Below are 17,588 nucleotides of genomic sequence, written 5' to 3'. Positions count from 1 at the left end.
GTCATCGAAGGAACCTGTATGCAGTTGGACTCCGCGAGCGGTTGGTGCGAGGGGGTGCGTCATTGCCCATCGCCCAACTTCAATGCGCGCCCCGAGGGCGAAATCTCCCTGCTGGTGATCCACAACATCAGCCTGCCACCGGCACAATTCGCCACGGGCAAGGTGCAGGAATTCTTCCAGAATCGTCTGGATGTCACGGAACATCCCTACTTTGTCGGTATCGCCGACCTGCGGGTTTCTGCGCATTTCCTGATCGAGCGTGACGGCGCCGTGACCCAATTTGTCTCTTGTCTGGATCGCGCGTGGCATGCGGGGGTCTCGTGCTTCGAGGGGCGTGAGGCCTGTAATGATTTTTCCCTGGGCATCGAGCTCGAAGGCACGGATGATCTGCCGTTCACCGACGCGCAATATGTCGCATTGGTGGACCTGACCCGGCAGTTGCAAGCGGCGTTCAGGGCGATCACTGTGCAGCGTATCTGCGGGCACAGCGACATCGCCCCGGGGCGCAAGACCGATCCGGGACCGGCATTCGACTGGGTGCGCTATCGCGCGGCCCTGACAGAAGGGGAAGGACAATGAGTTTTCTGGTGTTGCTGCTGGCCGTCTGGATCGAGAAGTTCTCGGCCTTGCGCCAGCGGGTCCAGCGTGACGGCGGTTGGCTGCACGAGCTGAACAAGCTCGAGGCGAGCCCACGTTGGGTCAACCGACCCTGGCTGGTGCTGACGGTGATGGTTTTGCTACCCGTGGCGCTGCTGGCGTTGCTGCTCTGGGTGCTGGAGCCGGTGGCCTACGGTCTGTTGGCGCTGCCAGTGCATTTGCTGGTGGTGATTTACAGCCTGGGGCGCGGTGATCTGCTGGCCGGCCTCGGGCCGTTTCGCGATGCGTGGCGTCGGGAAGACCTGCAAGCGGCGGCCCATGTCGCCAAGCGCGACCTGGACATTGAAGCCAATGACGGTGAGCAGTTACTGGAGCGTGTCCAGGGGCATTTGTTGTGGCAGGCCTACCAGAGCTTCTTTGCGGTGATTTTCTGGTACTTCGTGTTGGGCCCGGTCGCGGCCTTGAGCTATCGGCTGCTGGCGCTGGCCGCCGAGAACAGCCAGAACCCCGGTGTGGCCGAGCGGGCCGCACAAATGCGCCATGCCTTCGATTGGGTGCCGGTGCGGTTGCTGGCGGCAAGCTTCGCCCTGGTGGGGAATTTCGTCGCGGTCAGCCGGGTCATGTTGCATGAACTGCTGAACTGGAACATCAGCGCCGCCGACCTTATCGACAAGGTCGGCCTGGTGGCAGGCGAGATCCCCCGGCCCGTCGCCGGACCGGACGGCATCAACAGCCTGGACCGTCTCTGGGAATTGCTGCTGCGTGCGGCGGTGCTCTGGTATGCCGGGTTTGCGTTGTGGACGGTGTGGGCCTGATCAACGTAAGCAGGGTTGTGGCCAGGCGCTTTTGTGGCGAGGGAGCTTGCTCCCGCTCGGTTGCGCAGCAACCGAAAACCTGGGCAAGCGATTTTCCTGAAGGCACTCGGAGGCCTGCTTCGCAGGCCAGCGGGAGCAAGCTCCCTCGCCACAAGGGACTGAGTCACGACCAGGCTCGTTAACCTTAAGTTACAAATCTCCCCGCCGATTTAGGCTATACAAGAGCAGCGCCCGAATAGTGGCTTTCTGCTGTCTCTGTGCGCCTGCCTATAAAAATAAAAACCTACCGGGAGACTTCTTTGTGAAGAGTTTGCTCTGGCCCGCCGTCGCGCTGATGAACCGCCTGAGCTTCGGTATGAAGTTCAGCCTGATCAGCGTGCTGTTCCTGCTGCCGATGCTGGTGACCAACTTCTTTCTGGTGCGCGATTCCTATCGGGAATTCCAGGGCACGCAAGTGGAGCTGCAAAGCCTCGACCTGCTGGGCAGCAGCCTGGTCCTGCGGCGGGACCTGGAAACCCTCAATAACCTGGTGCAGATCAACGCCAGCCTGGGCCAGTCCGGCAAGGCCGGTGATGTCGAAGCGAAGATCGGCAGCCTGGAACAACAGGTCCTCGCGCGGCTGCAAGGCATGACCCCCGTGGTCATCGAGCCTGAACAGATCAGTGCCTTCGAGGCCAAGCGCGACGAAATGATCGGTGCTTTCAAGACCCAGCAGGCTGAAAGCTCCCTGCAGAGCAAAAGTGCGCTGATCGGCAAGTTGCTCAACAGCGCCCAGATGTTCAGCCAGATCATCGGCAGCCAGGCGGGGCTGAGTCGCGATAACCAGAGCGATATCCGCCAGCTCAGCGAGTTGATTATCGGCACGACCCCCAAGGTCACCCAGATCCTTGGCGAAGGCCGGGCGCTGGGCGCATCCTCGTTGGGGCTGGGGTTTCTCAATTCAGCGTCGAGCACCCGCTTCGACGAGTTGCTGGCGCAGATCGAAAAGCTCCAGGGTGAATATGACTTGAAACTGCAGGATGCCTTGGGCTCCAGCAAGGCCGCCGGGCAGGCCCTTGCCGATCAGGCCAATGGCAGCAAGAGCACCCTCAAGAAGGCCAGTGAGCTGATTGAAGAGCAGGTGGTGATGGCTGACACTCTCGATGCGCCATGGCCGGCGTTTTATGAGCACGTCAGTGGCCTGATGGAGCAGACCTACCGGCTGAACGAGGCGACCCAGGGCTTCCTGGGGGTGCAGTTGCAGCAGCGTCTGGAGCAGAACCGCAGCCACATGGTGCTGCAAGCCGTGGCGCTGGTGCTGGTGTTCCTGTTGATTTTTTACCTGTACGCCGGGTTCTACGCCTCGACCCGTACCACGCTCCAGCATCTGGGCCAGATGATGGACAAGGTGGCGGCGGGGGACATGACGGTCAATTTTGTTGCCCGCAGCAAGGATGAGCTGGGCGAATTGGGTGAAGTGTTCAACGGTACGGTGGCGAAGATCCATGACCTGATCGAACAGGTCGGCCGTACCGTTGCCGAAGTCGAACGCCAGGCCGGGCAGGTGGAAACGGTATCGGCCCGGAGCAACCAGGCCGTCGCCGGCCAGCGCACCCAGATCGAACTGGTGGCGACGGCGATGAACCAGATGTCGGCCACGGCCCAGGAAGTGGCCCGCAGTGCCGCTGCAGCGGTGAGCAGTGCCCACAGCGTGAACGACGAGACCCTCAGCGGGCGTGGGCTGGTGGAGTCCCAGCAGGGTAGCATCGTCCGCTTGGCCAGTGAGATCGATCAGTCGGTGCAGGTGATCAACCAATTGGCGACCGACAGCCAGGCCATCAGTCGTGTGCTGGATGTGATCAAGAGCATCGCCGAGCAGACCAACCTGCTGGCCCTCAATGCCGCCATTGAAGCAGCCCGGGCCGGTGAGCAGGGGCGCGGTTTTGCGGTGGTGGCCGATGAAGTGCGGACCCTGGCCAAGCGAACCCAGCAATCGACCGAAGAAATCGAAGCGATGATCACCCGCCTGCACAGTGGTGTCGGCGCTGCGGTCAAGGCGATGGGCACCAGCCATGAGATGGCCAACGGCACGGTCAGCCAATCGGAAAAGGTCCAGCAGGCCCTGGAAAATATCCTTGGTGCCGTCGGCATGATCGTCGATCAGAACCAGCAGATCGCCGCCGCGGTAGAGCAGCAGACGGCGGTGGCCCATGACATCGACCAGAACATCGTCCAGATCAACCGCGCCGGCGAACGCACCGCCGAAGGTGCCCATCAGACCGAAGACGCCAGCCGCGAATTGTCCGCCCAGGTGGTGCAGCTCAAGCAGTTGATCAATGCGTTTCGGGTGTGATTGCTAAGTCCGCCGCAGATGATCCTACCAACCAAACAAATCGCGGGCGTTGGTGGTGCTGGCCTCAGCCAGTTGTTCTGGTCTGACGGTCATGATCTGCGCCAGTGCCTCGCAGATGGCCGGTAAATGCGCCGGGCTGTTGCGCTGGCCCGGGAACATCGCCGGGGCCATGTCCGGGGAATCGGTTTCCAGCACCACCGCGTCCAGCGGCAATTTCGCCAGCACCCGGTGCATGCGCAGGGCCTGGGGCCAGGTCGCGGCGCCGCCCAGGCCGAGCTTGAAGCCGAGCTTGATGTACTCGCGGGCCTCCTCAAGGCTGCCGGCGAACGCGTGGATGATCCCCGTGCGTTTCAGGCCGAAGCGCTTGAGGGTCGCGATCACGGCGGCATGGCTGCGGCGCACGTGGATCAGTGCCGGCAGTTCGAACTCCGCGGCCAGCTGTAGTTGCGCCTCGAACAGCGTTTGTTGGCGCTCACGGTCGAGGGTTTCGATGTAGTAGTCGAGGCCGATTTCCCCCACGGCACACAATTGCCGATGCCCGGCCAGGCGGCTCAGCCACTCGCGCAGCAGCGCCACGTCGTCGGGGCGGTGCTGATCAAGATACACCGGGTGCAGGCCCAGGGCGGCATGCAGGTCCGGGTCGCTTTGCACCAGGTCCCAGACCCGCTGCCAGTTGTCCCGGTAAACGCCCAGTACCACCATTTGCCGCACGCCTAAGGCGCGGCTTTCGGCCAGCAGGGCCGGGCGGTCCGCGTCAAAATCTGGAAAATCCAGGTGGGTGTGGGTATCGATCAACTCCATGCATCAATCCTGAAGAAGCTTCAGCTCTGGTGAATACGCTGCTTGAACGTCCGCGCGATGGCCTGCACGCCTGGCTGGTAATCATCGTTTTCGATGGCTGCCAGCGCCAGTTCCAAGGCCTTGTTGGCGATCAGTTGATGTTGTTGGGACATGGCGTTGACCGGCAGCGGCAGGAAGTCCAGCAACTGCGTGTCACCGAACGTGCCCAGGCGCAGCGGCCGCGACTTGAGCGGGAAGTCGTGCAGGGCGTCGAACACCCCTTGCAGCAGTACATAGGAGGTAGTGATCAACGCATCGGGCAAGTGCCCCAGGCGCGCGAGCATTTCATCCATCAACTGGCGGCCGCATTCACGGCTGAACGATTCGCCGTGCTCGATCAGCACCTGGCCTTCGAAACCGGCCAACGCCTCGTTGAAACCAGCGGTCCGTTCCTGGCTGATGCTCAGCTCGGGACGGGCACTGATCAGCGCGATTTGTCGCGGATGGGTTTCCAGCAGGCTGCGCGTCAGTTGCAGGCTGGCCTGGCGATCATCGCTGATCACCGAGCAGAACCGCGCAGGGTCCATGACCCGGTCGATGGCGATGATCGGAATGCCCTTGGCCTGCAACTGCAGGTAGCTGTCGTCGCCGGCCGGCAGGCAACTGGCGACGATCAGTGCATCGCAGCGCCGGGCGCGGAACAACTGCAGGAGTTGCCGTTCGCTGTCAGGTGCGTCGTCGGAACTGGCGATCAGCAACTGATAGCCCCGTTCCCGCGCCCCCTGCTCCAGCAGCTTGGCGATGCGTGCGTAACTGGGGTTTTCCAGGTCAGGCAGGATGAAGCCCAGGGTACGGGTGTGGCGGCTGCGCAGCCCGGCGGCCTGGGGATTGGGCGTGAAGCCGTGTTCCTGGACCACCGCCCGCACCCGTTCGACGGTGGCGCTGCTGATACGTTGCTGTTCGGCCTTGCCGTTGATGACATAGCTGGCGGTGGTCACGGACACACCGGCCAGTTGGGCAATATCACTGAGTTTCAACCCGGTTTTCCTTGTTTTTTCGAGTTAGCCCCGACGATAAGGGCCATCCTACCCGATTCAAGCTGACGGTCACCGTCCACGCGCTTACGACAAGTTGCACTTCAAGGATGAGAGATTATCGAGTAACGTGCCAATCTTTCTAGATTAAACGTTTCAGCAAGCGTATTTTCAAGGCTAGCAGGATTTTTGGCCCTTCTGCCGCGATCACGCCAAAAATCATCCTGCAACGCTAAGCTGATTCATTCAAAACAATACCTGGCGCCAACCGGACGCCAAAAAGGAGAAAGCATGCTCGAGCTCACTCTAGAGCAGATATCCATGGCTCAGACGGCTGTGGATAAAGACGCTGCACTGCAACTGCTCGCCGACAAACTGGTGGCCGATGGCTTGGTGGCTGAGGGTTACCTCGCCGGCTTGCAGGCTCGCGAAGCCCAGGGCTCGACCTTTCTTGGCCAAGGTATTGCCATCCCCCACGGCACTCCGCAGACCCGCGACCTGGTGCATTCGACCGGCGTGCGCCTGCTGCAATTCCCTGAGGGCGTGGATTGGGGCGATGGTCAGATCGTCTACCTGGCGATCGGCATTGCGGCCAAGTCCGACGAACACCTGCGCCTGCTGCAACTGCTGACCCGCGCCCTCGGCGAGACTGACCTGGGCCAGGCTCTGCGCCGGGCCGGTTCCGCCGAAGCGTTGCTGAAGCTGCTGCAAGGCGCACCGCAGGAACTGGCCCTGGATGCCCAGATGATCGGCCTCGGTGTGTCGGCTGACGATTTTGAAGAACTGGTATGGCGCGGCGCGCGGCTGCTGCGTCAAGCCGATTGCGTGAGCAATGGCTTTGCCGGGGTGTTGCAGCAAGTCGATGCGCTGCCCCTGGGCGATGGCTTGTGGTGGCTGCACAGCGAACAGACCGTCAAGCGTCCGGGCCTGGCGTTCGTCACCCCGGACAAGCCCATCCGTTACCTGGGCCAACCGTTGAGCGGGCTGTTCTGCCTCGCCAGCCTCGGCGAAGCTCACCAGGCTCTGCTGGAAAGGCTCTGCGCCTTGCTGATCGAAGGCCGCGGTCACGAGCTCGGTCGCGCCACCAGCAGCCGCAAGGTGCTGGAAGTGCTCGGCGGTGAACTGCCCGCCGACTGGCCCAGCGCGCGCATCGGCCTGGCCAATGCCCATGGCCTGCATGCACGCCCGGCGAAGATCCTCGCCCAGTTGGCGAAAAGCTTCGAAGGCGAAATCCGTGTGCGCATCGTCGACGGCCAGGACAGCGCCGTGTCGGCCAAGAGCCTGAGCAAGCTGTTGAGCCTGGGTGCCCGTCGCGGCCAGGTCCTGGAGTTCATCGCCGAGCCGAGCATTGCCACCGATGCGTTGCCGGCACTGCTGGCCGCCATCGAAGAAGGCCTGGGCGAAGAGGTCGAACCGCTACCGCCACCGAGTGCGCCACGGGAAACCGTGATGGCCGAGGTCGCGACCGTCATGCTGGCGCCCGAATCCGGCAGCCTGATCCAGGCCGTCGCCGCCGCCCCGGGCATCGCCATCGGCCCGGCCCACATCCAGGTATTGCAGGCCATCGACTATCCGCTGCGCGGTGAATCGGCGGCTATCGAGCGTGAGCGCCTGCAGAACGCCTTGAACCAGGTACGCCAAGACATCCAAGGCCTGATCGAACGCGCCAAGGCCAAGGCTATCCGCGAGATCTTCATCACCCACCAGGAAATGCTCGACGACCCGGAGCTGACCGACGAAGTCGACACCCGCTTGAAGCTGGGCGAGAGTGCGCAAGCGGCCTGGATGGGGGTGGTTGAAGCCGCCGCGAAAGAACAGGAAGCCTTGCAGGACGCCCTGCTGGCCGAACGTGCCGCCGATCTGCGAGACGTCGGCCGTCGCGTGCTGGCGCAACTGTGCGGTGTCGAAACCCCGAACGAACCCGATCAACCCTACATCCTGGTGATGGACGAAGTCGGCCCGTCCGACGTGGCCCGCCTGGACCCGACCCGGGTGGCGGGGATTCTCACCGCCCGTGGCGGCGCCACTGCCCACAGCGCCATCGTCGCCCGGGCCTTGGGCATTCCGGCGCTGGTGGGCGCCGGTGCGGCGGTGTTGCTGCTGGCGCCGGGCACGTCCTTGCTGCTGGATGGCCAGCGCGGTCGCCTGCACGTGGACCCTGACGCCGCCACGTTGCAGCGTGCCAAGGAAGAACGCGATACCCGCGAACAGCGTCTCAAGGTCGCCGCCGAGCAGCGTCACGAACCGGCGCTGACCCGTGACGGTCATGCCGTGGAAGTGTTTGCCAACATTGGCGAAAGCGCCGGTGTCGCCGGTGCGGTGGAGCAGGGCGCCGAAGGCATCGGCCTGTTGCGCACCGAACTGATTTTCATGGCCCACAGCCAGGCGCCGGACGAAGCGACCCAGGAAGCCGAATACCGCAAGGTGCTCGACGGCCTGGCCGGTCGACCGCTGGTGGTGCGCACCCTCGATGTCGGCGGCGACAAGCCGCTGCCGTACTGGCCGATCGCGAAAGAAGAAAACCCGTTCCTCGGCGTGCGTGGCATTCGCCTGACCTTGCAGCGCCCGCAGGTCATGGAAGCGCAACTGCGTGCACTGTTGCGTTCGGCGGACAACCGTCCGTTGCGGATCATGTTCCCGATGGTGGGCAGTGTCGATGAGTGGCGCCAGGCCCGGGCCATGACCGAGCGCCTGCGCCAGGAAATCCCTGTGGCGGACCTGCAACTGGGGATCATGATCGAAGTGCCGTCCGCTGCGTTGCTCGCGCCCGTGCTGGCCAAGGAAGTCGACTTCTTCAGCGTCGGCACCAACGACCTGACGCAATACACCCTGGCCATCGACCGGGGTCACCCGACCCTTTCGGCCCAGGCCGATGGCTTGCACCCGGCGGTGCTGCAACTGATCGACATCACCGTGCGCGCTGCCCATGCCCATGGCAAATGGGTTGGTGTGTGTGGTGAATTGGCGGCCGACCCACTGGCGGTGCCGGTGCTGGTGGGCCTGGGCGTGGACGAACTGAGTGTCTCGGCCCGCAGCATCGCCGAGGTCAAGGCGCGGGTTCGCGAACTGAGCCTGGCGCAAGTACAAACCCTGGCCCAAGAGGCCTTGGCCGTGGGCAGCGCCGATGACGTGCGCGCATTAGTGGAGGCGCTGTAATGGCGAAGATTCTTACCCTGACCCTCAACCCGGCGCTCGACCTCACGGTGGAGTTGACGCGCCTGGAGCCGGGCCAGGTCAACCGCAGCGACGGCATGCACGCCCACGCCGCCGGCAAGGGCGTGAACGTGGCTCAGGTGTTGGCCGATCTCGGCCATACGCTGACGGTCAGTGGTTTTCTGGGCGAAGACAATGCCCAGGTGTTCGAGACGCTGTTTGCCCAGCGTGGATTTGTCGATGCTTTTATCCGTGTTCCCGGCGAAACTCGCAGCAATATCAAACTGGCTGAGCAGGACGGACGCATCACTGACCTCAACGGCCCGGGCCCGGTGGTTGATGAAGCCGCACAGCAGGCTTTGCTGGCGCGTCTTGAGCAAATCACCCCCGGTCACGACGTGGTTGTGGTGGCGGGCAGCTTGCCCCGGGGAGTCAGCCCGCAGTGGTTGCAGGCCTTGATCACGCGCTTGAAAACACGCGGTCTGAACGTGGCCCTCGACACCAGTGGCGAAGCCTTGCGCGTCGCCCTGGCGGCGGGGCCGTGGCTGATCAAGCCGAACACCGAGGAGCTGGCCGACGCGCTGGGTTGCGAGGTGGTGAGCGAAGCGGCCCAGGCGCAAGCTGCGCAGCACCTGCATGCCCAGGGTGTCGAACATGTGGTGATTTCCCACGGCGCCGATGGCGTGAATTGGTTCAGCGTCGGTGCGGCGCTGCATGCTTCGCCACCCAAGGTCAGCGTCGCCAGCACCGTGGGTGCCGGGGATTCGCTGCTGGCGGGCATGCTGCACGGCCTGCTCAGCGCCGACACCCCGGAACAGACGCTGCGCACTGCTACGGCCATCGCTGCCATGGCGGTCACGCAGATCGGTTTTGGCATCCACGACACCGCGTTGCTGGCGTCGCTTGAACAGGGCGTGCGCGTGCGCCCCCTGACAGAACAATAAGAGGGTTAGCAAGAATGAAACTAGCCATTGTGACGGCCTGCCCCAACGGCATGGTCACCAGTGTGTTGTGCGCCCGCCTGCTGGACGCCGCTGCGCAGCGCCAGGGTTGGAGCACCAGCGTCGAGGTCCATGACGCGGCCCATCCGGAACGCCAGTTGTCGGCGGCGACCCTCGAAGCAGCCGAGTGGGTCTTGCTGGTTGCCAGCGGCCCGGTGGACATGTCGCGGTTCGTCGGCAAACGCCTGTTCCGCAGCACCCCGGCCCTGGCCCTGCAAGACGTCGATTCGGTGCTGCGGCGTGGCGCCGAAGAGGCCGAGGTTTTTCTCGCCTCGGATGTCGTGGAGCAGGCCCCCGCGGTGTCGACCGACCGTGCGCCGCGCCTGGTTGCCATCACCGCATGCCCAACGGGCGTTGCCCACACCTTCATGGCCGCCGAAGCCTTGCAGCAGGCGGCGACGAAGCTCGGCTACGACCTGCAAGTGGAAACCCAGGGCTCGGTCGGTGCACGCAATCCGTTGAGCGCCGAGGCCATCGCCGAGGCAGACGTGGTGTTGCTGGCGACTGACATCGAAGTCGCCACCGAGCGTTTTGCCGGCAAGAAGATCTACCGCTGCAGCACGGGCATCGCCTTGAAACAGGCCGAAGCGACACTGAACAAAGCACTGGTCGAAGGTCGCCAGGAAAGCGCGTCGAGCGGTGCCAGCGCTCCGGCCAAGTCGGAGAAGACCGGCGTCTACAAGCACCTGCTGACGGGCGTGTCGTTCATGCTGCCGATGGTGGTGGCCGGTGGTTTGATGATCGCCTTGTCGTTCGTGTTCGGCATCGAGGCCTTCAAGGAACCTGGAACCCTGGCGGCCGCGCTGATGCAGATCGGTGGCGACACCGCGTTCAAATTGATGGTGCCGCTGCTGGCCGGCTACATCGCCTATTCCATCGCCGACCGTCCGGGCCTGGCGCCGGGGATGATCGGCGGGATGCTGGCGAGCACCCTGGGCGCCGGCTTCATTGGCGGGATCATCGCCGGTTTCCTGGCCGGTTACGCGGCCAAGGCGATCAACCGCTACGCGCGTCTGCCCCAGAGCCTGGAAGCGCTCAAGCCGATCCTGATCATCCCGCTACTGGCGAGCCTGTTCACCGGCCTGGTAATGATCTACATCGTCGGCAAACCGGTGGCGGGCATGCTCGAAGCCTTGACCCACTTCCTCGACAGCATGGGCACCACCAACGCGATCCTGCTGGGCGTGCTGCTGGGAGCGATGATGTGCGTCGACCTCGGTGGGCCGATCAACAAGGCCGCCTACGCGTTTTCGGTGGGGCTGCTGGCTTCCCAGAGTTATGCACCGATGGCCGCGACCATGGCCGCCGGTATGGTGCCGCCGATTGGCCTGGGCATCGCCACCTTCATCGCCCGGCGCAAATTCGCCCAGACCGAGCGCGAGGCCGGTAAAGCGGCACTGGTGCTGGGACTGTGCTTCATCTCCGAAGGCGCGATTCCGTTCGCGGCCAAGGATCCGTTGCGGGTGATCCCGGCGAGCATCGCCGGCGGCGCGCTGACCGGTGCGCTGTCGATGTACTTCGGCTGCAAGCTCATGGCCCCCCACGGCGGCCTGTTCGTGATGCTGATCCCCAACGCCATCAACCACGCGCTGTTGTACTTGCTGGCGATCGTGGCGGGGAGCCTGCTGACGGGGGTGGCGTATGCGCTGCTCAAGCGGCCTGAGGTGGTGGAGATGGCGTTGGAGCCGGCGAAGGCCTGAGACTTCTTTGAAGCCATGAAATCCCCCAGTGGGTGCCTAATGCTGTTCACTTGAGAAAATGGTGGACCTGTGGCGAGGGAGCTTGCTCCCGCTCGGCTGCGAAGCAGTCGTAAACCGGCGGGTGCGGTGTGTCTGATGCTGCGCGTTTGGCAGGTTTAGGGGCCGCTTCGCAGCCCAGCGGGAGCAAGCTCCCTCGCCACAGGTTTGTCGATGGCCTTAAGTGAACAGCATTACCTGTGGGAGCGGGGGGGGGGGCACAAGATCCCTGTCACACCCACTTCACACAGCCATGCTTAAGTTTTCCCATTTCAAGGGAGAACACCATGAGCGAATTCGACCTGGGCCGTCGTCGTGTGATGCAAGCCGTGGGGGCGGGGTTGTTGTTGCCGGGGCTGGCGCCGGCGGTGATGGCTTCGGTCAAGGATCGGCCGGTGCTCACCGACGGTGTGCAATCCGGCGACTTGCAGGGCGATCGGGCGATGATCTGGAGCCGCAGCGACCGTCCGGCGCGGATGGTGGTGGAATGGGACACCCGCAGCCAGTTCAGCAATCCCCGCCGCTTCGTCTCGCCCCTGGCCGACGCTCGCAGCGATTTCACTGCCCGGGTCGAACTCACCGGGCTGCCCCGCGACCAGGCGATTTTCTACCGGGTGCATTTCGAAGACGCCCAAAGCGGGGTTGCCAGCGAACCTTGGCTGGGTCACCTGCGCAGCGTGCCACAGTTCAAGCGCAACATTCGTTTTGTCTGGAGCGGCGACACCGTCGGCCAGGGCTTCGGCATCAACCCGGACATCGGCGGCATGCGCATCTACGAAGCGATGCGCCTGCGCCTGCCGGATTTCTTTATCCACAGTGGCGACACCATCTACGCCGACGGCCCGGTGCCGGCGCAAATCACCGTCGAGGGTGGGCGCATCTGGCGCAACCTCACCACGGACGCCAAGAGCAAGGTCGCCGAGACCCTGGATGAGTATCGCGGCAACTATCGCTACAACCTGATGGATGAAAACGTACGCCGCTTCAATGCCGAAGTACCACAGATCTGGCAGTGGGACGACCATGAGGTGGTCAACAACTGGTCGCCGGGCAAGCAACTGGACGAGCGCTACCAGACCAAGGATATCCACAGCCTCGTGGGACGTGCGCGACAGGCCTGGCTGGAATACGCACCGATGCGCCTGCAAAAGGCCGACGGCGGCGGGCGGATCTACCGCAAGCTCGGTTATGGGCCGCTGCTGGATGTGTTCGTGCTGGACATGCGCAGTTACCGCGAAGCCAACGACGCCAATCTCGGCGCGGCCAAGCCGTTCCTGGGGCGTGAGCAATTGAATTGGCTCAAGCGCGAATTGAAGCAATCCCGTGCCCAGTGGAAAGTCATCGCCGCCGACATGCCCATCGGCCTGGGGGTGCCGGATGGCGAGGTCAGCCCCGGGGTGCCGCGTTGGGAAGCGGTCGCCAACGGTGACCCGGGCGCGGCCCAGGGGCGGGAAGTGGAGATCGCCGAATTGCTGGGTTATCTGCGCAAGCATCAGGTGCGCAACTATGTCTGGCTCACCGCCGACGTCCACTATTGCGCCGCTCATCACTACCACCCCGAACATGCCGCGTTCCAGGATTTCGAACCATTCTGGGAGTTCGTCGCCGGGCCATTGAACGCCGGCAGCTTCGGGCCCAATGCCCTGGACAAGACTTTCGGCCCGGAAGTGGTGTTCCAGAAAGCCCCGCCGGCCCAGAACACCTCGCCGTTTGCCGGGTATCAGTTCTTTGGCGAGGTGAACATCGATGGACCGAGCGGGGAGATGAGTGTGGTGTTGCGGGATCTGGAAGGGGGGGCGGTGTTCGAGAAGAAGTTGCAGCCGGTTTGAATCTAAAGCCCGCCACAAAACCCATGTGGGAGCGAGCTTGCTCCCACAGGGTTGATGTTGCGGTCAGGATCAGTAGACATCCCGCCGATACCGCCCCTGCTCGATCAGGCGCTCCACTTCCTCGCGCCCCAGCACGTTGTTGAGCACGTGATCCACCCCGGATGCCATGCCCTGCAAGCTGCCGCAAACATAGATCGCCGCGCCGTCGGCCACCCATTGCTTGAGCAGCGCGGCCGATTCCAGCAGACGGTCCTGGACGTAGATTTTCTGCTTCTGATCCCGGGAGAAGGCCAGGTCCAGGCGTTCCAGGTCGCCGGAGGTCACCCATTCCTGCAAGTCATCGCGGCAGTGGAAGTCGTGTTCGCGGTTGCGCTCGCCAAACAGCAGCCAGTTGCGCTGCATGCCCTCGGTGACGCGCGCCTTGAGCAGGCTGCGCAGGCCGGCCAGGCCGGTGCCGTTGCCCAGCAGGATCATCGGCACACCCTGGGCCGGCAGGTGGAAGCTGCTGTTGCGGCGCAGCCGCAGGCTGACGGCGCTGCCCAGTGGTGCGTGTTCGGTCAGCCAGCCGGAACCGACGCCCAGGCTGCCGTCGGCGTGACGTTCCTGACGCACGATCAGTTCCAGTACACCGTCGGCCGGTATCGAGGCGATGGAATACTCGCGTATCGCCAGCGGTGCCAGGGCATCCACCAGTGCCTGGGCATGCAGGCCGACCAAGTGGGCGCGGTTTTCCGGGAGTTGGCGGGTCGCCAGGGCCTGGTCGAGGCTCTGGGACAGGCCATCGATTTGCACGCGCGCGTGGCCGGAGAGGCCGAGCCCGTCGAGGAAGTGCTCGATGGCCGACAGGTCATTGCGCGGCAGGATTTCCACCAGGTCACCGGCCAGCCAACTGCTTGGGCCGGGTGCGGTGAAGCCCAGCAGGTATACCCCCGAGCCGCTGCTGTCGGGGTTGAGCAGGGTGCGCTGGCTGAGCGTCCAGTTTTCGAAGCTTGGCGCCTGCCAAGTGTCCAACGGGGCTTGGCCGGTCAGCTCCGCCAATTGTTGTTGCCAGTGACGCAGGGCGTAAGGGTCGCCGCTGTCGACTTCCACCGGCGCGAACAGTGTCTTGCCGCCGTGTTCCGCCAGCCAGGCATGCAGGCGCCGGGCGAAACCGCAGAAGTGTTCATATTGCCGGTCACCCAGGCCCAGCACCGAATACTGCAGGCGCTCCAGGCTCAAGGCCTGGCCCAGCACCTTGCGTTCGAAGCCGCGGGCACTGTCCGGCCCTTCGCCGTCGCCAAAGGTGCTGACGACAAACAGCGCGTGGGTGGCGTCGTTCAGGTCCTGCTCACGCACACCGGCCAATGGCTGGACCTTCACCGGCAAGCCGGCGGCCTGGAGTTGGCCGGCGGTCTGCCAGGCCAGTCGCTCGGCGAAACCGCTTTGGCTGGCGAAGCCGATCAGCCAGGCCGGCGCATCGGTCGGGTTGGCGATGAGGGCCTGGCGGGCGTTTCTGACGTGGCGTTTCTTGCGGCGGCGGTCCAGGTACAGCAACCAGCCGGTGATGAAGAACAGCGGCATGGCCAGCGCGGCGACGGTCACCAGGATCCGCCCGACCAGGCCGAAGTAGCTGCCGATATGCAGGGCATAGACACTGGTCAGCAACTGCGCCTTGAGGCTTTTGTCGCTGTAGCGGCTATGCCGGCTGATGACGCCGGTGGCCGGGTCGAGGATGAGCTGGTTCAGCGCCCGGTCGTGAGGTGAGTTTTTCAGCAGGTAGAACACGGTCGCCGGCTGCCCGGCCACGGGCGGCATGCGCACGTTGTAGGTGGACAGGCCCGGGCCGGCGGCGCTGTAGATGCTGCTCCACATGGCCCGGTAATCGGCCACGGGCAATGGGCCGCTGGGTGCCGGGCCGCGATTGCGCACCCGTTCCTCTTTCGGTGAATCGGAAAGCAGGCGGGTCACGCCTTTGTTGTACCAGTCGTAGGACCAGGTCAGCCCGGTCAGTGCCGCCAGTAGATAGAACGCCAGGCACCAGGTGCCCGCCACCGAATGCAGGTCCCAATTGAAGCTCCGGCCCTTTTTCCCCCAGTCGAGGGTCAGCCAGGCGCGCCAGCTTTTCCATTGGCGCGGCCAACGCAGGTACAGCCCGGACAGGCAGAAAAACACCAGGATCAGCGTGCAGGCACCAGTGATTTGCCGGCCCACGTCATCCAGGGTCAGGACGCGGTGCAACCTGAGCATCAAGCCGAAGAAGTCCTGGCCCGTCACATCGCCCATGAACTGCCCGTTGTAAGGGTTGAAATAGCGCATGGCGCCACGTTTTTCCCCAGGTGGCGCCGCGAAGATCACCCGCGCGGCGTTGCCGCTGTCGGTCTCGACCCAGAGCATGGCGACGGTCTTGCCGGAGGCAGCCTCGATCTGTTCCACCAGTTCGGCGGGCGGCAGGACGCCGGCCGGTTGTTTCTCGACCATCAGCACTTGCGGGTTCAAGGCCCGCAGGATTTCATCCTGGAACGACACCACCGCCCCGGTAACGCCCATCAACGCCAGGACCAGCCCGGCACTGATGCCGAAAAACCAGTGCAACTGGAACAGGGTTTTCTTCAACACGTCGCTCGCCTTGTTCATTTACTGTTCATCAAGGCGTGCATTATGCCGTGTGTTATCGAGAAGCATTCATAAACACACCCAAAAGTTGCCGAACAGTGATGAGGTGAGCGGCAAAGTCCCACAGGGGGAACTCGGTCTTATCAAGAACAAAAACAAAAAAACGGCGCTTTCCATTTCTGGAAAACGCCGTTTTTTATTACGCGACAGGGCCGGAACGATGAACGTTCAAGCGCCCGAACACATCACACGTAGAACGATTTCAGCGGCGGAAAGCCATTGAATTCCACCGCGCTGTAGCTGGTGGTATAGGCCCCGGTCGACAGCCAATACAGGCGATCCCCAATAGCCAGGTTCAACGGCAAACCATACTTGTAGTTTTCATACATGATGTCGGCGCTGTCGCAGGTAGGGCCGGCGATGACCACTTCTTCCATCTCGCCTTTCTTCTCGGTCCAGATCGGAAACTTGATGGCTTCGTCCATGGTTTCGATCAGGCCGGAGAACTTGCCCACATCCGTGTACACCCAACGCTCGACGGCGGTACGGGACTTGCGCGCCACCAGCACCACTTCGCTGACCAGGATGCCGGCGTTGGCGATCAACGAACGGCCCGGCTCCAGGATGATTTCCGGCAGGTCGTCGCCGAAGTCTTCCTTGAGGAAACGGATGATTTCCTCGGCGTAGGTTTCCAGGCTGTTGGTGCGGGTGATGTAGTTGGCCGGGAAGCCGCCACCCATGTTGATCAGCTTCAGGACGATGCCGTCTTCTTCTTTCAGGCGCTCGAAGATCACTTTGACCTTGGCGATCGCCGCGTCCCAAACGCTGATGTCGCGCTGTTGCGAGCCGACGTGGAACGAAATGCCGTACGGCACCAGGCCCAGGTCGCGGGCCAGGATCAGCAGGTCCATGGCCATGTCGGTCTGGCAGCCGAACTTGCGCGACAACGGCCAGTCAGCGGTGGTCGAGCCTTCGGTGAGGATCCGTACATAGACTTTCGAGCCCGGCGCGGCCTTGGCGATGTTGCGCAGGTCGGCTTCGGAGTCGGTGGCATACAGGCGCACGCCCTTCTCGTAGAAGTAGCGAATGTCGCGGGATTTCTTGATGGTGTTGCCGTAGCTGATCTGGTCCGGGCCAACGCCACGGCTCATGACCTTATCCAGCTCGTAGATCGAGGCGATGTCGAAGTTCGAGCCTTTATCCTTGAGCAGGTCGATGATTTCCACCGCCGGGTTGGCCTTGACGGCGTAATACACCTTGGCGAATTCGAAACCGGCGCGCAGGTCGTCATAGGCCTGGGCGATCATCGCGGTGTCGATCACCACGAACGGGGTTTCCTGCTTGTCGGCGAACGCTTTCATTTTCTGGAAAGTTTCGCGCGCGAAATAATCTTCGACCTGGATCGACATACTTGGGACTCCTACTGGCAAACATCAGGATCAATGGGTGTGAGGGCAAGCAGCCCTCGTGAACGTCCTCCGTATCCCCACTTTGGTTCGCCTACTTCCCAAGGCATGTCGCCGAAAGCAAAAAGGCCACGGGATGCGTGATTCCCTTGGCCTTGCTGTCTCGTCGTCAGTACTTGAGCCGGATGGATCGTTTCCAGCATGGACGTTCGGCGCGAACTTTAGGGCGTGAGGGGCCTGAGATCAACTAAAAATGTCGCGTTTTTGCACACATCCGTCGTGCGGCCCGCGACAGCTCATGATGTAACCGACC

General features: G+C 63.3%; 10 protein-coding genes and 2 pseudogenes. 8 read left to right on the top strand and 4 right to left on the bottom strand.

Annotated features, from left to right (window positions below; genetic code table 11):
* The first annotated feature begins 18 nt into the window (after positions 1–18).
* The 4 genes and pseudogenes from ampD to BM300_RS31715 form a co-directional block, all read left to right on the top strand.
* On the top strand, positions 19–579 hold the full coding sequence (gene ampD, locus BM300_RS11745; RefSeq protein ID WP_063322976.1) for a 1,6-anhydro-N-acetylmuramyl-L-alanine amidase AmpD: 561 nt from the start codon (positions 19–21) through the stop codon (positions 577–579).
* A complete protein-coding gene (gene ampE, locus BM300_RS11740; RefSeq protein ID WP_092462941.1) occupies positions 576–1,412 on the top strand; it encodes a regulatory signaling modulator protein AmpE in 837 nt (278 codons plus the stop codon). Before ampD ends, ampE begins: the two co-directional genes overlap by 4 nt.
* Positions 1,413–1,746: 334 nt before the next feature.
* Positions 1,747–2,838: pseudogene (locus tag BM300_RS31720) on the top strand (methyl-accepting chemotaxis protein); the annotation flags it as partial.
* 333 nt (positions 2,839–3,171) lie between these two features.
* Positions 3,172–3,744 (top strand): annotated as a pseudogene (locus tag BM300_RS31715) (methyl-accepting chemotaxis protein); the annotation flags it as partial.
* A 24-nt stretch (positions 3,745–3,768) separates the two neighbouring features.
* Here the strand turns inward: BM300_RS31715 and BM300_RS11730 are convergent.
* On the bottom strand, positions 3,769–4,545 hold the full coding sequence (locus BM300_RS11730; protein ID WP_063322973.1) for a TatD family hydrolase: 777 nt from the start codon (positions 4,543–4,545) through the stop codon (positions 3,769–3,771).
* A gap of 20 nt (positions 4,546–4,565) precedes the next feature.
* Complete coding sequence (gene cra / locus BM300_RS11725; protein ID WP_092462937.1) at positions 4,566–5,561, bottom strand: catabolite repressor/activator; 996 nt, start codon at positions 5,559–5,561, stop codon at positions 4,566–4,568.
* Between the two features lie 288 nt (positions 5,562–5,849).
* Between cra and ptsP the strand changes: the two genes are divergently transcribed.
* The 4 genes from ptsP to BM300_RS11705 all read left to right on the top strand — a co-directional run bounded on the left by ptsP (position 5,850) and on the right by BM300_RS11705 (position 13,277).
* A complete protein-coding gene (gene ptsP / locus BM300_RS11720; RefSeq protein ID WP_092462935.1) occupies positions 5,850–8,714 on the top strand; it encodes a phosphoenolpyruvate--protein phosphotransferase in 2,865 nt (954 codons plus the stop codon).
* Positions 8,714–9,655: a 1-phosphofructokinase gene (pfkB, locus tag BM300_RS11715; protein WP_092462934.1), complete on the top strand. Its 942-nt coding sequence runs from the start codon at positions 8,714–8,716 to the stop codon at positions 9,653–9,655. The genes ptsP and pfkB overlap by 1 nt, the downstream gene beginning before the upstream one ends.
* 14 nt (positions 9,656–9,669) lie before the next feature.
* The gene (locus BM300_RS11710; protein WP_092224280.1) at positions 9,670–11,412 is read left to right on the top strand and encodes a PTS fructose-like transporter subunit IIB; all 1,743 of its coding nucleotides are present in this window, start codon (positions 9,670–9,672) and stop codon (positions 11,410–11,412) included.
* A 323-nt stretch (positions 11,413–11,735) separates the two neighbouring features.
* Positions 11,736–13,277 (top strand): alkaline phosphatase D family protein, encoded by a 1,542-nt coding sequence (locus BM300_RS11705; protein ID WP_092462932.1) that lies wholly within the window; start codon positions 11,736–11,738, stop codon positions 13,275–13,277.
* A gap of 69 nt (positions 13,278–13,346) precedes the next feature.
* Here the strand turns inward: BM300_RS11705 and BM300_RS11700 are convergent, their stop codons facing one another.
* Both BM300_RS11700 and BM300_RS11695 read right to left on the bottom strand, forming a co-directional pair.
* Entirely contained in the window at positions 13,347–15,872 is a 2,526-nt protein-coding gene (locus BM300_RS11700) for a PepSY domain-containing protein (protein ID WP_177344946.1), read from the bottom strand.
* A 242-nt stretch (positions 15,873–16,114) separates the two neighbouring features.
* A complete protein-coding gene (locus tag BM300_RS11695; protein WP_072341133.1) occupies positions 16,115–17,278 on the bottom strand; it encodes a type III PLP-dependent enzyme in 1,164 nt (387 codons plus the stop codon).
* Between the last annotated feature and the right edge of the window lie 310 nt (positions 17,279–17,588).

The organism is Pseudomonas sp. NFACC46-3, from assembly GCF_900114515.1.
GTDB classification, from domain to species: Bacteria; Pseudomonadota; Gammaproteobacteria; order Pseudomonadales; family Pseudomonadaceae; genus Aquipseudomonas; species Aquipseudomonas fluorescens_Q.
The sequence above is the reverse complement of the archived record's forward strand: the minus strand, read 5'-3'. Positions and strand labels throughout refer to the sequence as shown.

Coding starts and splice junctions, on each gene's coding strand:
- ampD (WP_063322976.1), top strand. CDS start 19: ATGCAGTTGGACTCCGCGAGCGGTTGGTGCGAGGGGGTGCGTCATTGC.
- ampE (WP_092462941.1), top strand. CDS start 576: ATGAGTTTTCTGGTGTTGCTGCTGGCCGTCTGGATCGAGAAGTTCTCG.
- BM300_RS11730 (WP_063322973.1), bottom strand. CDS start 4,545: ATGGAGTTGATCGATACCCACACCCACCTGGATTTTCCAGATTTTGAC.
- ptsP (WP_092462935.1), top strand. CDS start 5,850: ATGCTCGAGCTCACTCTAGAGCAGATATCCATGGCTCAGACGGCTGTG.
- pfkB (WP_092462934.1), top strand. CDS start 8,714: ATGGCGAAGATTCTTACCCTGACCCTCAACCCGGCGCTCGACCTCACG.
- BM300_RS11710 (WP_092224280.1), top strand. CDS start 9,670: ATGAAACTAGCCATTGTGACGGCCTGCCCCAACGGCATGGTCACCAGT.
- BM300_RS11705 (WP_092462932.1), top strand. CDS start 11,736: ATGAGCGAATTCGACCTGGGCCGTCGTCGTGTGATGCAAGCCGTGGGG.
- BM300_RS11695 (WP_072341133.1), bottom strand. CDS start 17,278: ATGTCGATCCAGGTCGAAGATTATTTCGCGCGCGAAACTTTCCAGAAA.